At 74.9% G+C, this 14,210-nt stretch carries 14 protein-coding genes; 10 read left to right on the top strand and 4 right to left on the bottom strand.

Features of this window, described 5'->3' with window-relative positions; all coding sequences use genetic code 11:
* The first annotated feature begins 168 nt into the window (after positions 1 to 168).
* The 4 genes from LWC35_RS29310 (at position 169) to LWC35_RS29325 (ending at position 5,375) form a co-directional block, all read left to right on the top strand.
* Positions 169 to 1,890, top strand: a complete 1,722-nt coding sequence (locus tag LWC35_RS29310; protein WP_232873512.1) for an nSTAND1 domain-containing NTPase — start codon at positions 169 to 171, stop codon at positions 1,888 to 1,890.
* Complete coding sequence (locus LWC35_RS29315; protein WP_232873513.1) at positions 1,839 to 3,200, top strand: cystathionine beta-synthase; 1,362 nt, start codon at positions 1,839 to 1,841, stop codon at positions 3,198 to 3,200. The genes LWC35_RS29310 and LWC35_RS29315 overlap by 52 nt, the downstream gene beginning before the upstream one ends.
* A 68-nt stretch (positions 3,201 to 3,268) precedes the next feature.
* Complete coding sequence (locus LWC35_RS29320; protein ID WP_232873514.1) at positions 3,269 to 4,216, top strand: endonuclease/exonuclease/phosphatase family protein; 948 nt, start codon at positions 3,269 to 3,271, stop codon at positions 4,214 to 4,216.
* A 10-nt stretch (positions 4,217 to 4,226) separates the two neighbouring features.
* The gene (locus LWC35_RS29325) at positions 4,227 to 5,375 is read left to right on the top strand and encodes a cystathionine gamma-synthase (protein WP_232873515.1); all 1,149 of its coding nucleotides are present in this window, start codon (positions 4,227 to 4,229) and stop codon (positions 5,373 to 5,375) included.
* Positions 5,376 to 5,504: 129 nt separating this feature from the next.
* Here LWC35_RS29325 and LWC35_RS29330 read toward each other — a convergent pair whose 3' ends face one another.
* Complete coding sequence (locus LWC35_RS29330; protein ID WP_232873516.1) at positions 5,505 to 5,771, bottom strand: hypothetical protein; 267 nt, start codon at positions 5,769 to 5,771, stop codon at positions 5,505 to 5,507.
* 90 nt (positions 5,772 to 5,861) lie between these two features.
* On the opposite strand from LWC35_RS29330, the gene ilvA reads away from it, so the two are divergent.
* Complete coding sequence (ilvA, locus tag LWC35_RS29335; protein WP_232873527.1) at positions 5,862 to 7,133, top strand: threonine ammonia-lyase; 1,272 nt, start codon at positions 5,862 to 5,864, stop codon at positions 7,131 to 7,133.
* 3 nt (positions 7,134 to 7,136) lie between these two features.
* Here the strand turns inward: ilvA and greA are convergent, their stop codons facing one another.
* Positions 7,137 to 7,625, bottom strand: coding sequence for a transcription elongation factor GreA (gene greA, locus LWC35_RS29340; protein WP_232873517.1), 489 nt, complete (start codon positions 7,623 to 7,625; stop codon positions 7,137 to 7,139).
* Between the two features lie 394 nt (positions 7,626 to 8,019).
* Here greA and mca point away from each other — a divergent pair, with 394 nt between their 5' ends.
* The 4 genes from mca to abmR all read left to right on the top strand — a co-directional run bounded on the left by mca (position 8,020) and on the right by abmR (position 12,126).
* Positions 8,020 to 8,913, top strand: a complete 894-nt coding sequence (mca, locus tag LWC35_RS29345; RefSeq protein WP_232873518.1) for a mycothiol conjugate amidase Mca — start codon at positions 8,020 to 8,022, stop codon at positions 8,911 to 8,913.
* A gap of 111 nt (positions 8,914 to 9,024) precedes the next feature.
* On the top strand, positions 9,025 to 9,339 hold the full coding sequence (locus LWC35_RS29350) for a hypothetical protein (RefSeq protein WP_232873519.1): 315 nt from the start codon (positions 9,025 to 9,027) through the stop codon (positions 9,337 to 9,339).
* A gap of 67 nt (positions 9,340 to 9,406) precedes the next feature.
* Positions 9,407 to 11,416 carry a thioredoxin domain-containing protein gene (locus LWC35_RS29355; protein WP_232873520.1) on the top strand — a complete coding sequence of 670 codons (2,010 nt, stop codon included), beginning with the start codon at positions 9,407 to 9,409 and terminating at the stop codon, positions 11,414 to 11,416.
* Positions 11,417 to 11,523: 107 nt separating this feature from the next.
* Positions 11,524 to 12,126, top strand: coding sequence for an ATP-binding transcription factor AbmR (abmR, locus tag LWC35_RS29360; RefSeq protein ID WP_372463122.1), 603 nt, complete (start codon positions 11,524 to 11,526; stop codon positions 12,124 to 12,126).
* Between the two features lie 136 nt (positions 12,127 to 12,262).
* Here the strand turns inward: abmR and trhA are convergent, their stop codons facing one another.
* Positions 12,263 to 12,892 carry a PAQR family membrane homeostasis protein TrhA gene (gene trhA, locus LWC35_RS29365; RefSeq protein WP_232873529.1) on the bottom strand — a complete coding sequence of 210 codons (630 nt, stop codon included), beginning with the start codon at positions 12,890 to 12,892 and terminating at the stop codon, positions 12,263 to 12,265.
* A 176-nt stretch (positions 12,893 to 13,068) separates the two neighbouring features.
* On the opposite strand from trhA, the gene LWC35_RS29370 reads away from it, so the two are divergent.
* Positions 13,069 to 13,836: an isoprenyl transferase gene (locus LWC35_RS29370; RefSeq protein ID WP_232873521.1), complete on the top strand. Its 768-nt coding sequence runs from the start codon at positions 13,069 to 13,071 to the stop codon at positions 13,834 to 13,836.
* 94 nt (positions 13,837 to 13,930) lie between these two features.
* Here LWC35_RS29370 and LWC35_RS29375 read toward each other — a convergent pair.
* Positions 13,931 to 14,210: hypothetical protein (locus tag LWC35_RS29375; protein ID WP_232873522.1), on the bottom strand; the 280-nt coding region annotated here is incomplete at its 5' end.

Genomic DNA, 14,210 nt, shown 5'->3' on the forward strand with positions numbered 1-14,210 from the left:
GCGGCATGGTGGTGTTCGTACAACTTCGTACAGTCCCGTACAGCCGGGCCGGGCGCTGAAGTCGGCATCCGGCACCGGTGCCGGACGACGCACGCGAGCGTCGCGCCGCCCTATCCTCCCGGTACCGGGGGACGGTCCCCGGGTGCGGGCGTCGGGGGGTGCCGGGGGATGCCGCCGCAGCAGGCCGGCGATCCGGACGCGGTCGCCGACCGGTCCGGGCTGGCCGAGCAGCTGGGCCGGATGAAGGACGCGACCGGGCTGAGCTTCCGCGCGCTCGCGAAGCGCACGCAGGAGTCCGGCGTGCCGCTGCTGCCGTTCACCACCTTCCGGGACTACGTGCAGGGCCGGTCCCTGCCATCGCCGGTCCGGCTCGACGCGCTCCTCACCGCGTTCGGCGTCGCCACCGACGACCCGGTGCGCGAGCGCTGGCGGGCGGCCCTGCGGCGGGCGGCGGTTGCGCCCGCGAAGCCACCGCCCGGGCCGCACCCCTATCCCGGTGCCGCGCCGGTCCAGGGGGTGCTGCCCGGCCGGGCGCCCCTGGTGGCGGAGGTCGTCGGACGGGTCCGGGCCGCGCGGACCGCGGGCGGGGTCGTCGTGGTGACCGGGCCGTCCGGGGCAGGGACGAGCTCCCTGCTGCACGCCGGGGCGCTCCCGGCGCTCGACGACGTCGTGACCCTCCCGCCGGGCACCGCACGCACGGCCCTGCCCGGCACGGCGGGCACCGTGCTGGTCGACGACGTCCACCGCGCCGCCGAGGTCGCCGCGTTGCGGGACGCGCTCGGTGCCGTGCCGCCCGGGCGGGTCGTGCTGCTCGGGATCCGCGAGGACGTCCTCCCGGGGCTCGGCGGGCTCCGGGCGGACCTGGTGCGCGTGCCCGCGATGTCCGCGGGGCAGTTGCGCGACGTCGTCACGGTGCCCGCCCTCGCGGCCGGGTTCCCCACCGCCGACGGGCTGGCGGAGCTCGCCCTGGGGGAGCTCGAGGTCCCGCCGGGGGCGGCGTCGTCGCCGCCGGGGGCGTTGCCCCTGCTCGCGCTGGCGCTGGCGGCGACGTGGGAGCGGGCCGCCGCGGTGGGCGGGCCGGGCATCACGATCGCGCACTACTGCGAGGCCGGCGGGGTGTACGGGGCGGTCGAGCGCGCGGCGGAGGCGGCCTACGCGGCCCTCCCGCCGTCGCGGCAGGCGCTGGTCCGCCCCCTGCTGCTGCGGCTCGTGCGGGTGCCGGGCCCGGCGGGCGTCGCCGACCCCGTGCGCCGGCGCATCCGCCGCTTCGGGCTCACCCACGGGCTCGACGCCGGAGCCGCCGCGGAGACCGACGCCGCCGTGGACGCCCTGGTCGCGGCCCGGATCCTGGTCGCCGGGGAGGGCACGCTCGAGCTCGCCCACGACATCGTGCTGCGGGCGTGGCCGCGGCTGGCCGGCTGGGTGCGCGACGACCGCGAGCTCCGGCCCGTCCGGGGCACCGTGACCGACGGCGTGCGGATCTGGCACGACAGCGGGCAGGAGGAGGGCACCCTCCTGCGCGGACGTGTGCTGGCGGAGGCGGAGGCCTTCGCGGCCGCGGAGCCGGACGAGCTCTACCCGCTCGAGCACGAGTTCCTGGCCGCGAGCCGGCGACGGGAGGATGCGGCCGGGTCCGGCCGCACCCGCCGGCTGCAGGTCGCGATCGCGGTGCTCGCCGTGCTGCTGGTGGTGGCCGTGGCGGCCACCGCCTACGCCCTCACCCGCGTCCCGGCCGACCCGAGCGGGCACGGCGGCGCACCGACGGGCACGGGCGGGGTACTGGCGGCCGGGCCGGAGGCGGGCGCCCCGCCGCCCCGACCATCGGGCACGATGACGGCATGCGCTACGCCGAGCACATCTCCGACCTCGTCGGGAACACCCCGCTGGTGAAGCTGGGCGGCATCGCCGAGGGCCTGTCCCCGCTGGTCCTGGCGAAGGTCGAGTACATGAACCCCGGCGGCAGCGTGAAGGACCGCATCGCGCTGAAGATGGTCGACGCGGCCGAGGCCTCCGGCGAGCTGCGCCCCGGCGGCACGATCGTGGAGCCGACCTCGGGCAACACCGGCATCGGGCTGGCCATGATCGCCCAGCGCCGCGGCTACCGGTGCGTGTTCGTGTGCCCGGACAAGGTCGGCGAGGACAAGCGCAACGTGCTCAAGGCGTACGGCGCGGAGGTCGTCGTCTGCCCCACCGCGGTCGACCCCGACCATCCCGACTCGTACTACTCGACGTCGGACCGGCTCGTCCAGGAGATCGAGGGCGCCTGGAAGCCGAACCAGTACGCCAACAAGAACAACCCCGCGTCGCACTACGAGGCCACGGGGCCCGAGATCTGGGAGCAGACCGAGGGCCGGATCACGCACTTCGTGGCCGGCATCGGCACCGGCGGCACGATCTCCGGCACCGGCCGGTACCTCAAGGAGATCTCCGGCGGACGGGTGCGGGTCGTCGGCGCCGACCCGGAGGGCTCGGTGTACTCGGGCGGGAGCGGACGGCCCTACCTGGTCGAGGGCGTCGGCGAGGACTTCTGGCCGACCACCTACGACAAGGAGGTCTGTGACGAGATCGTCGCGGTCTCCGACGCCGACTCCTTCCACATGACCCGCCGGCTCGCCCGCGAGGAGGCGCTGCTGGTGGGCGGCTCCTGCGGGATGGCCGTGGTCGCGGCGCTGCGGGTGGCTGAGACCGCCCCGCCGGACGCGGTGATCGTCGTCCTGCTGCCCGACGGCGGCCGCGGCTACCTCGGCAAGGTCTTCAACGACGCCTGGATGGCGAGCTACGGGTTCCTCCCGCCCAGCGCGGGCGCCACCGTGGGCGACGTGCTGCGGCGCAAGGACGGCACGCTGCCCGCCCTGGTCCACGCGCACCCCAACGAGACGGTCGCCGACGCCGTGCACTACCTGCGGGAGTTCCACGTCTCGCAGATGCCGGTGGTGCGCGCCGAGCCGCCGGTGATGGCGGCCGAGGTCGTCGGCTCGGTGGTCGAGCGGGACATCCTCGACCTGCTGTTCACCAACCGCGCCAAGCTCTCCGACCGGCTCGACCAGCACATGTCCCCGCCGCTGCCGACGATCGGCGCGGGCGAGCCGCTGGAGACCGCGATGGGCGCCTTCGCCACCGCCGACGGGGCGCTGGTGCTCGTCGACGGCAAGCCCGCCGGGGTCGTCACCCGCTCGGACGTCCTGGCCTTCCTCGGCTGACCCGGGAGTGGCGAGGGTCGCCCGCCGCTCACAGGGGTCCCTCAGCCGGCGCGGCTACCGTCGGGGCCATGCGGAGATCACTGCTCGCGACCGTGGTCGGCGCGGGCGCCGCCGCCGTCGTCCTGCCGGACCGGCTCGGCCTCGACCGGCGGCACCCCTTCACCGCGCTCGGGGCGCTGCGCCCGCACACCACGGCCGCGGCGGCCGTCGCGGCGGGCGTGCTCGCGGTGGGCCGGCCCACCCGCCCGGCCGGACTCGCCGTGGGCGCCGTCGCGCTCGCCGCCGCGGCGGGCCTGCTCCGCCGGGTCGTACCGCGCCGCCGGCCGTCCGGGACCGCGGACCTCACCGTCCTGGCCGCGAACGTCTGGGACGGCAGGGCCGACGCGGGTGCGCTCGCCGCCCTGATCGCCCGCGAGCGCCCGGACCTGGTCTCGCTGCCGGAGTCGGGCCGCGAGTACCGCGACAAGCTCATGCCGCTGCTCGACGGCCTCGGCTACCGCTCCTGGGTCTCCACCGAGCCCGGCAAGCCCGACGGCTGGTCGGTCACGATGCTGGTCTCCGAGCGGCTGGGCGACGTGGAGGTCGGGTCCGGTCCGGAGCTGCGCCGCCAGCACCTCTGGGCGCGCGGCGGGCTGCTCGGCCCGCGCCGCTTCCACGCCGTGCACCCGCAGGCGCCGATGGCCCGCTGGCAGGCCCGCGTGTGGTCCCGGGACATGGACAGCATCGCCCGATGGTGTGCCGCGCTGCCCGCACCGATCGTCGCCGGCGACTTCAACGCCACCCTCGACCACGGCCCGCTGCGCCGGGCACTGATCGGGGTGCGGGACGCCGCCGAGGGCACCGGCAGGGGTCTGACCGGCACGTACCACGCGGCGCTGCCCCGGTGGGCCGGCATCCGGATCGACCACGTGCTGGTGCCCCGGGAGGCCCGCACGACCCGTTACGACGTCGTCGACCTCCCGGGCACGGACCATCGGGCGGTCCTGGTGGGGATGCAGTTGCCGGGGGCCGCGTAGCCTCGCCGCCATGCGCGGCTTCTCCACCCGGGCCATCCACGCCGGCCAGGACCCCGACCCGACCACGGGCGCGGTGATCGTGCCGATCCACCCCAGCTCGACCTTCGCCCAGGACGGCGTCGGCGGGCTGCGCGGCGGGTACGAGTACTCCCGCTCCGCGAACCCCACCCGCACCGCGCTGCAGGAGTGTCTGGCGGCGCTGGAGGGCGGGCGGCACGGCTTCGCGTTCGGCTCCGGAATGGGCGCCTCGGACGTCCTCCTGCGCGTGCTGCTCGGGCCGGGCGACCACCTCGTCATCCCGCACGACGCCTACGGCGGCACCTTCCGCCTGGTCGACAAGGTGCTCGCGCAGTGGGGCGTGGAGTACTCGACCGTCGACCTCGCCGACGTCGACGCGCTGCGGGCCGCCCTGCGCCCGACCACGAAGGTCGTCTGGTGCGAGACCCCGACGAACCCGCTGCTCGGGATCGCCGACATCGCGGCCCTGGCCGAGGTGACCCGCCCGGCCGGCGCCCGGCTCGTCGTCGACAACACCTTCGCCTCGCCCTACCTGCAGCAGCCCCTGGCCCTCGGCGCGGACGTGGTGCTGCACTCCACGACCAAGTACGTCGGCGGCCACTCGGACGTCGTCGGCGGCGCGCTTGTGCTCGACGACGACGAGCTCGCCGAGCGGCTCCGGTTCACCCAGAACTCCGTCGGCTCGGTGCCCGGTCCGTTCGACGCCTGGCTGACCCTGCGGGGCGCCAAGACGCTCGCGGTGCGGATGGAGCGGCACAGCGACAACGCCGAGCGGATCGCCGACGCCCTGGCCGCACACCCCGCCGTCGCGCAGGTCCTCTACCCGGGCCTGCCCGGCCATCCCGGCCACGAGGTCGCCGCGAAGCAGATGCGCCGCTTCGGCGGCATGGTGTCCTTCCTGGTCGCGGGCGGGAAGGAGGCGGCGCTGAAGGTCTGTGCCTCCACGCGGCTGTTCACGCTGGCCGAGTCCCTCGGTGGTGTGGAGTCGCTGATCGAGCACCCGGGCCAGATGACGCACGCCTCCGCCGCGGGCTCGGCGCTCGAGGTGCCGGACTCCCTGGTCCGCCTCTCGGTGGGCATCGAGGACGCCGAGGACCTGGTCGAGGACCTGCGCACCGCACTCGACGCGGCCGCGTCCTGAGGCCGGTCTCCCCACGGCACTCGTGCCCGCCGTGAACGTCGAGGGTCCGACCCGGTCTCATGGGGTCGGGCCGCCGTACGTGCGGCCCTCGGGGCCGGCCGGCCCGCTCCCTGGCCCACGAGGCGTCTCCTACGAGCGCGGGGGCACCGGGACCGACGGGGCGACCGGCGTCGGGGCCGAGGGGGCGGCGGGGACGACGAGGTCGTCGGGGGAGAGGCAGCCGCCGACCAGCTCGTAGCCGCCCTGGACGGCGACGTAGTGGCCCGGGTCGGTGCAGCCCGCCTGCTCCACGGTGACGATCGCGAGGGTGCCGAGCACCACGGCGGCGAGCAGCGGCACGGCCGCGCGGGCGCCCTTCGGCCCGCTGTTCGGCCGGCGTCCCACCCCGCCCCGCATCGTGCCTCCCCCGCTGGAACCGCCCGTTCGCGAGGCTACCGGGCCCGGTGGCACGATGCGGGGGTGAACGCCGACTCCGGGACGGCCGGCCTGCGAACGGTCGATCGTGATCCTCCGACGGAGGCCCCGGTCGGGCTCGCCGAGATCCGGGCGGCCCGGGAGCTGCTCGCCGGCGTCACCCGGACCACGCCCGTCGCACGCTCCCGGGCGCTCACCGACACCGTGGGCGGACCGGTGTGGTTCAAGTGCGAGAACCTGCAGCGCACAGGGTCGTTCAAGATCCGCGGCGCGTTCACCCGGCTCGCGCGGCTGTCCGACGAGGAGCGCGCCCGTGGCGTGGTCGCCGCCAGCGCGGGCAACCACGCGCAGGGGGTGGCGCTGGCCGCGCAGCTGCTCGGCATCGACGCCACCGTGTTCATGCCGGCGGGCGCCGCGCTGCCGAAGGTCGAGGCGACCCGGGGCTACGGCGCGCGCGTCCGGCTCGGCGGCGCCACGGTCGACGAGGCCCTGGCCGGGGCGCTCGAGCACGCCGAGCGGACCGGGGCGGTCCTCATCCACCCGTTCGACCACCCGGACGTGATCGCCGGGCAGGGCACGGTCGGCCTGGAGATCCTCGAACAGGTGCCCGATGTCGCCACCGTCCTGGTCGCGACGGGCGGGGGCGGGCTGCTCGGTGGGATCGCCGCGGCCGTCAAGGCGCAGCGGCCCGCCGTCCGGGTGGTCGGGGTGCAGGCCGCGGGTGCCGCCGCCTGGCCCGCCTCGCTCGCCGCCGGGGGGCCGGTGGCCCTGGGCGGGATGCGGACCATCGCCGACGGCATCGCGGTCGGCCGGCCCGGCGACGTCACCTTCCGGCAGGTCGAGGCCCTGGTCGACGAGTTCGCCGTGGTCGGCGAGGACGCGCTCTCCCGCGCCCTGCTCTTCAGCCTGGAGCGGGCGAAGATGCTGGTCGAGCCCGCGGGCGCGGCGCCGGTGGCCGCGCTGCTCGACGACCCGCAGCGCTTCGCGCCGCCCGTGGTCGCGGTGCTGTCCGGCGGCAACGTGGACCCGCTGGTCCTGCTGCACGTGATCCAGAACGGCATGGCCGCGACCGCCCGCTACCTGTCCCTGGTGGTGCGGATCGGGGACCGCCCCGGCGCCCTGGCCACGCTGCTGACCCGGGTGGGCGAGCTGGGCGCCAACGTGATCGACGTCGAGCACACCCGGATCAGCGCGACCGTCCCGATGGGGGAGGTCGACGTGGCGGTGAGCCTGGAGATGCGCGGCCCGGAGCACTGCCGCGAGATGGTCACCGCACTGCGGGACGCCGGCCACCGCGTGACGGTGACCGGCGTGCCGGAAGGGGACCCGCGGCTCGGGGCGTGAGGGTCAGCCGGTGAAGGGCTGGATGTCGACGAGGGTGACGCGCATGCTGCCGCCGTCGGGCAGGGCGTACTCGCGGTCCTCGCCCTTCTTCGCGCCCAGCAACGCGGCGCCCAGCGGCGAGTTCGGGGAGATCACCTGCAGGTCGCCGTGGCTGCCCTCCTCGCGGGAGCCGAGCAGCACCTTCTCGGTGTCGTCGTCGTCCTCGTACTTGATCGTGAGAACGGTGCCGGGGGCCGCCTCCTCGGCGCTGGTCGGGGCCGTGCCGACCTGCGCGGTGCGCAGGAGCTCCTGCAGCTGGCGGATGCGCGCCTCCTGCTGGCCCTGCTCCTCGCGCGCAGCGTGGTAGCCGCCGTTCTCCTTGAGGTCGCCCTCCTCGCGGCGGGCGTTGATCTCGGCGGCGATGACGGGACGGTTCGCGATCAGCTCGTCGAGCTCCGTCTTGAGCCGGTCGAAGGCATCCTGGGTGAGCCAGGTCACCTGAGTCTCCGTCACGGTCATCACTCCTCCAGCGAACCGGGCACCGCACCGCGCGGGCCGGGCGCCCGGCAGGTCGCGCGGGCACGATCGAGGCCGTCCATCTACAGGCCCCGAGTAAGGAAAAACACGACCCGCCTGCGGGCCGTGTGCGAGCAACCCTAGCACGGGGCCGACCGCTCGGCGCGGTCCTTCGGCAAACGGTCGGGCGTCCGACGAAGTTCCCGGCGGACCCGTTTGCGCTGGTCGGCGGGTTCCGGGAAGAGTCGCGGGGGCGCGCGCGTTGACCTCCCGCGGAAGAACCGTCGGTCCCGCATGCCAGGATCGGCGTCGACCGGCCGGGCGGGCGCCCGGCCCTGCGACAGCCGCCCGCCACCGCGGGCGCGAGGACACGGAAGGACCCCGGTCACCCATGACGTCCGAACGCGAACCGTTGCGGCTGATGACCGTCCACGCCCACCCGGACGACGAGTCGAGCAAGGGCGCGGCGACCACGGCCCGGTACGTCGACGAGGGCCACGAGGTCATGGTCGTCACCTGCACCGGCGGCGAGGCGGGCAGCATCCTCAACCCCGCCATGGACCGGCCGGACGTCCTGGAGAACATGACCTCCATCCGGAAGCAGGAGATGGCCCGGGCGGCCGACATCCTGGGGGTGCAGCACCGGTGGCTCGGCTTCGTCGACTCGGGCCTGCCCGAGGGCGACCCCAAGCCGCCGCTTCCCGAGGGCTGCTTCGCGCTGGTCCCGCTGGAGGAGCCGACGGAGCGCCTGGTGCAGGTGATCCGGGAGTTCCGCCCGCACGTGCTCGTGACCTACGACGAGAACGGCGGCTACCCGCACCCGGACCACATCCGCACCCACGAGGTGTCGATGGCGGCGTTCGAGGCGGCCGCGGACCCGGAGCGGTTCCCGGCCGCGGGCGCGCCGTGGCAGGTGCTCAAGCTCTACTACTCGCACGGCTTCTCCAAGAAGCGGATCCTCGCCTTCGACGAGGGGCTGAAGGCCCGCGGCCTGGAGTCGCCGTACGCCGAGTGGATCGCGAACTGGAAGGACCGGCCGGACCCCGGGGAGCGCGTCACCACCCGGGTGGAGTGCGCGGACTGGTTCGGCCGGCGGGACGACGCGCTGCGCGCCCACGCGACCCAGATCGACCCCACCAGCCGCTGGTTCTTCACGCCGCTGGAGCTGCAGCGGGAGATCTGGCCGTGGGAGGAGTACGAGCTGGTCCGTTCGCTCGTGCCCAGCCCCACTCCGGAGGACGACCTGTTCGCGGGCCTGCGGGAGCCGGCGCTGCGGGCGGGCTGAGCGGGCTGGCCGAGCGGCGGGGTCGAGCGGCCCGGCGACCGGCGCACGCGGGGCTCGCGGGCCCGCGTAGCCTGGACGTCCGAGGACGTGACCTGCGAGGAGTGACGGAACGTGCTGGTCGAGCTGGGCGGCGTGCCCACCGGGGAAACGGTCGCGACCGTCCTGGCGCAGAACCCGGAGCCCCCGCCGGACAAGGGCGAGGAGTTCGGCAAGGCCTCGCCCGTCGCGCTCGTCGTCATCCTCTGCTTGGCGGTGGCCACGATCGTGCTGATCGTGTCGATGAGCAGGCGGATCCGCCGGCTGCCGCAGTCCTTCGACGAGCAGTCCGGGCAGACCGAGCCGGCCGAGCAGACCGGGCAGGACCCGGACGGCGCGGACCGCGACGAGGCGGGCACCTCGGCCGGGGAGCGTCCCGAGCAGCGGTGATCCCGCGCTGACGCGCCGGCGGGGTGCCCGGACGGCGGGTGCCGCCCGCCGGTGACAGGGTGGGCGCATGCCCAACCGGCTCGCGGAGGCGACCAGCCCGTACCTGCTCCAGCACGCGGACAACCCCATCGACTGGTGGGAGTGGTCCGACGAGGCGTTCGCGGAGGCGCAGCGCCGGGACGTCCCGGTGCTGCTCTCCGTCGGCTACGCCGCCTGCCACTGGTGCCACGTCATGGCGCACGAGTCGTTCTCCGACCCGGAGACGGCGGCACAGGTGAACCGGGACTTCGTGGCGATCAAGGTCGACCGCGAGGAACGCCCGGACATCGACGCCGTCTACATGGCGGCCACGCAGGCCATGACCGGGCAGGGCGGCTGGCCGATGACCTGCTTCCTCACCCCGGTCGGCGAGCCCTTCCACTGCGGCACCTACTACCCGCCCACGCCGCGGCACGGCATGCCCGGCTTCCGGCAGCTGCTCGACGCCGTCACCCGGGCCTGGACCGAGGACGGCGCGCGGGTCCGCGGGGCCGCCGGGGAGATCGCCGCCCGGCTGGCCGACGCCGCCCGCGCCGAGCCCACGCCCGTGGCGGTGGACCCGGACGTCCTCGACTCGGCGGTGGCCGGCCTCGCGGCCGACTTCGACGCCGAGCGCGGCGGGTTCGGCGGCGCCCCCAAGTTCCCGCCGTCGATGGTGCTGGAGTTCCTGCTGCGCCACCACGAGCGCACCGGCTCGGCCGACGCCCTGCGGATGGTCGAGCGGACCTGCGACGCGATGGCCCGTGGCGGGATGTACGACCAGCTCGCCGGGGGTTTCGCGCGGTACAGCGTCGACGCTGGCTGGGTGGTGCCGCACTTCGAGAAGATGCTCTACGACAACGCGCTGCTCCTGCGCGTCTACGCACACTGGGCGCGGCGCACCCGCTCCGCCGTGGCGACCCGGGTGGCCGAGGAGACTGCCGGGTTCCTGCTGCGCGACCTGCGCACCCCCGAGGGCGGGTTCGCCTCCGCGCTCGACGCCGACACCGACGGCGTCGAGGGTCTGACCTACTCGTGGACGCCCGGCCAGCTCGCCGAGGTCCTCACTCCCGAGGACGCGACCTGGGCCGCCCAGCTGCTCGAGGTGACCGCGGCGGGCACCTTCGAGCACGGGGCGTCGACGCTGCAGCTGCTGCACGACCCGGACGACCCGGAGCGTTGGGAGCGCGTCCGCACGGTCCTGTTCGCGGCCCGGTCGACCCGTCCGCAACCCGCCCGGGACGACAAGGTCGTCACGGCCTGGAACGGCATGGCGGTGCAGGCGCTCGCCGAGGCCGGTGCCGCGCTCGGCCGGCTGGACTGGGTGGCCGCCGCGGGGGAGACGGCCGACCTGCTGCTGCGCCTGCACGTGGTCGACGGGCGGCTGCGCCGCTCCTCGCGCGACGGCGCGGTGGGCGTCGCGCCGGGTGTCCTCGACGACCACGCCTGTCTCGTCGAGGGCCTGCTCGCGCTGCACCAGGCGACGGGCGACCCGGGGCGGCTGGCCGCCGCCGTGGGGGTCCTGGACCTCGCCGTCGCCCGGTTCCGGGGCGAGAGCCCGGGGAGCTGGTTCGACACGGCCGACGACGCCGAGGAGCTCTTGCACCGGCCGCGCGAGATCACCGACAACGCCACCCCGTCCGGCGGTGCCGCGATGGCGAACGCGCTGCTCACGGCGTCGGTCCTGGTCGACGAGGAGCGCTCCGGCCGGTACCGCGAGCTGGCCGAGGAGTCCGTGCGCGCGGTCGGCGGACTCTTCGCCCGGCACGCCCGCTTCGCCGGGCACTGGCTCACCGCCGCCGAGGCGTCGGCGTCCGGGCCGCCGCAGGTGGCGGTGGTCGGGCCCGTCGGCGATCCGGACCGGGAGGAGCTCCTGGCCCGTGCCCGGGCGCTGGTGCCCGGCGGCGGCGTCGTCGTGCCGGGGGATCCGGACGCACCGGGTGTGCCGCTGCTGGCCGCCCGCCCGCTCGTGGCGGACCGGCCCGCTGCGTACGTCTGCCGCGGGTTCGTGTGCGACCGGCCGGTGACCACGCCCGAGGAGCTGGCCGCCCTGCTCTGAGCCCCTGCCCACCGCCGTCCCGCTTCGCCCTCGGAGAACGGTCTGGCATGTCTTGTGTTGCTGGTGTTGCTGTGTAATCTCGTAAGCATCGCAGCGGGAGGTGCGGGATGACGGGACGGATGCACAAGGGCTGGCACGGCGGCGGGCGCGGGCAGGGGCGCGGGCCCCGCGGCGGGTGGCAGCAGGCGGACCTGCCGGACACCGGCGACGCGGCGGCATGGCTGCGCGGGCGGCTGCCCGACGGCTGGTTCGTCGGCGCGCCGGAGGTGACGATCGACCGGGAGGAGATCGTGATCGTCGGGGAGCTGGCGGCCGTGGAGGGCGACTTCCCGGACACGGACGCCGGTCGGGCCGAGAAGGCGGCCGCGGCGGCCGGGCGTATCTCGCGCTTCCGCGAGGAGACCCGCGACGAGCGGATCGACATCGCCCGGCAGGCCGAGCACCGCTACCAGCGGAAGGTCGCCTGGGGCGCCCGGATCGGCGAGGTCGAGGAGCTGTTCACCACCGCGTCGGTGCCGGTGATGACGCGGCTGCGCCAGCCCGAGCGGATGGTGCTCGACACCCTGGTCGACTCCGGGGTGGCGCGTTCGCGGTCCGACGCGCTGGCCTGGGCCGTGCGCCTGGTGGGCCGCAACGCCGACACCTGGCTCGCCGACCTGCGCGAGGCCATGGCCAAGGTCGACGAGCTGCGGACCCGCGGCCCCGAGTGACCGACCAGCTCCGACAGCGTTATGGAACCATAATGCTGATCTCAACGAGCTCCGACAGCGTTATGGAACCATAATGCTGATCTCGACGAGCTCCGTCAGCGTTATGGCTCCATAGTGCGGCGGTGAGGGCGGATGCTCACGAGCCGAAGAGCGCGAACCAGATCGCGATCTGGTGGCAGATCGCGGCCAGCACCGTGGCGGCGTGGAAGAACTCGTGGTAGCCGAAGGTCTTCGGCCACGGGTTGGGCCAGTGCACGGCGTAGAAGACCGCGCCGGCGGTGTAGAGCGCGCCGCCGACCAGCAGCAGGACCAGGGCGGTCACGCCCGCGTTGTGCAGCAGGTCGGGCAGCACGAACACCGCGACCCAGCCGAGCGCGAGGTAGATCGGGACCGCGAGCCACTTGGGCGCGTGCGGCCAGCACATCTTGAGGATCACGCCCGCCAGCGCGCCGCCCCACACCACGGCCAGCACGATGCGGCCGGTGCCCGGGGCCATCGCCAGCATCGCGACGGGCGTGTAGGTGCCCGCGATGAAGACGAAGATCATCGAGTGGTCGAGCCGGCGCATGATCAGCCGGCTGCGGGGCGTGGTCCAGGTGCGGCGGTGGTAGAGCGCGCTCACCCCGAACAGGCCGAGGATCGTCACGCTGTAGACCGAGGTCGCCAGCGCGGCGGCCCCGCCCACGAGCGACCCGGCGACGGCGATCAGCGTGGCGCACGCCGCGACCGAGGTGACGAACGACCAGAAGTGCAGCCAGCCGCGCATCCGCGGCTTGACGAAGGGGAGGTCCGACGGCGGCTGGAAGGTCCCGGCGGTCACCCGCCCGAGGGTACGGGATCACCGTCCGGGCCCGGGTTGCCGACCGGTGGCCGGTCGGTGAAGCGCGCCGGCTCGACGCTTCGGGCGCAGGTGGTCCGGGGCCGCGGCGTAGGCTCCGCCCCGTGGGTGTCCGTGACCTCCTCTACTCGACCTACGAGGCGAGGCTCGCCCGGCGGCTGGTCGGTGCGGAGCGCCCCCGCCACGTCGCGCTGATCCTCGACGGCAACCGGCGCTGGGCGCGCGACGCCGGGCTCGAGGACGTCAACGACGGCCACCGGGTCGGCGCGGCGAAGATCTCCGACCTGCTCGGCTGGTGCGGCGACGCCGGCGTCGAGGTCGTGACGCTCTTCCTGCTGTCCACGGACAACCTGTCCCGGCCTGCCGACGAGCTCGAGCCGCTACTGGAGATCATCGCCGACGTCGTCGACGAGCTGAGCGGCCCGGCCGCCCCGTGGCGGCTCCGGGTCGTCGGCGCCCTGGAGCTGCTCCCGCAGCGGATCGCGCAGCGCCTGGCCGCGGCCGCCGCCCGCACCACCGACCGCCCGGGGCTGGAGCTCAACGTGGCCGTCGGGTACGGCGGCCGGCAGGAGATCGCCGACGCCGTGCGCAAACTGCTGCTGCAGCACGCCGAGGCCGGCTCGTCGATCGAGGAGCTGGCCGAGGTGCTCGACGTCGACCACATCGCCGCGCATCTCTACACCTCCGGCCAGCCGGACCCCGACCTCGTGATCCGCACGTCGGGGGAGCAGCGGCTCTCCGGCTTCCTGCTGTGGCAGAGCGCGCATTCGGAGTTTCATTTCTGCGAGGCCTACTGGCCCGAGTTCCGGCGCGTCGATTTCCTCCGGGCGCTGCGCGAGTACGCCGCCCGGCACCGCCGATTCGGCGGCTGACGCAGGGCCTGCGAGGCCCGCGGAGAAAACGGTCCGAGAACGCCGAACGGCGCCGGCCCCGAATGGGACCGACGCCGTCGGTGAGGTGCGGTTCTCAGTCGACCGAGTCGCCCGCGCCCGAAACGATGCCGCAGGAGCGGTCGGTGTCGGTGTGCACCGAGCTGTCGGCCTTGGCGTTGCCGAACAGACCGAGCGCACCGGTGGCGGAGCCGACGATGTCCTTGACGTTGGCCTGGCCCGCGAGGAAGCCGGCGTTGACCGGGACGTCGTTGTTGCAGGCCTGGACCGGCACGTTGGCGTTGTTGCCGGAGAGGTTGATCAGGCCCTTGCCCGACTTGTCGATGCCGGTCTCGTGCGACTCGTGGGCGAACGCG

Source organism: Pseudonocardia kujensis, assembly GCF_021283305.1.
In the GTDB taxonomy this organism is placed as follows: Bacteria; Actinomycetota; Actinomycetes; order Mycobacteriales; family Pseudonocardiaceae; genus Pseudonocardia; species Pseudonocardia kujensis.

What these genes read in the sequence shown, in the direction of transcription:
- LWC35_RS29310 (WP_232873512.1), top strand. Translation starts at nt 169, where the DNA reads ATGCCGCCGCAGCAGGCCGGCGATCCGGACGCGGTCGCCGACCGGTCC.
- LWC35_RS29315 (WP_232873513.1), top strand. Translation starts at nt 1,839, where the DNA reads ATGCGCTACGCCGAGCACATCTCCGACCTCGTCGGGAACACCCCGCTG.
- LWC35_RS29320 (WP_232873514.1), top strand. Translation starts at nt 3,269, where the DNA reads ATGCGGAGATCACTGCTCGCGACCGTGGTCGGCGCGGGCGCCGCCGCC.
- LWC35_RS29325 (WP_232873515.1), top strand. Translation starts at nt 4,227, where the DNA reads ATGCGCGGCTTCTCCACCCGGGCCATCCACGCCGGCCAGGACCCCGAC.
- LWC35_RS29330 (WP_232873516.1), bottom strand. Translation starts at nt 5,771, where the DNA reads ATGCGGGGCGGGGTGGGACGCCGGCCGAACAGCGGGCCGAAGGGCGCC.
- mca (WP_232873518.1), top strand. Translation starts at nt 8,020, where the DNA reads ATGACGTCCGAACGCGAACCGTTGCGGCTGATGACCGTCCACGCCCAC.
- LWC35_RS29355 (WP_232873520.1), top strand. Translation starts at nt 9,407, where the DNA reads ATGCCCAACCGGCTCGCGGAGGCGACCAGCCCGTACCTGCTCCAGCAC.
- abmR (WP_372463122.1), top strand. Translation starts at nt 11,524, where the DNA reads ATGACGGGACGGATGCACAAGGGCTGGCACGGCGGCGGGCGCGGGCAG.
- trhA (WP_232873529.1), bottom strand. Translation starts at nt 12,892, where the DNA reads ATGCGCGGCTGGCTGCACTTCTGGTCGTTCGTCACCTCGGTCGCGGCG.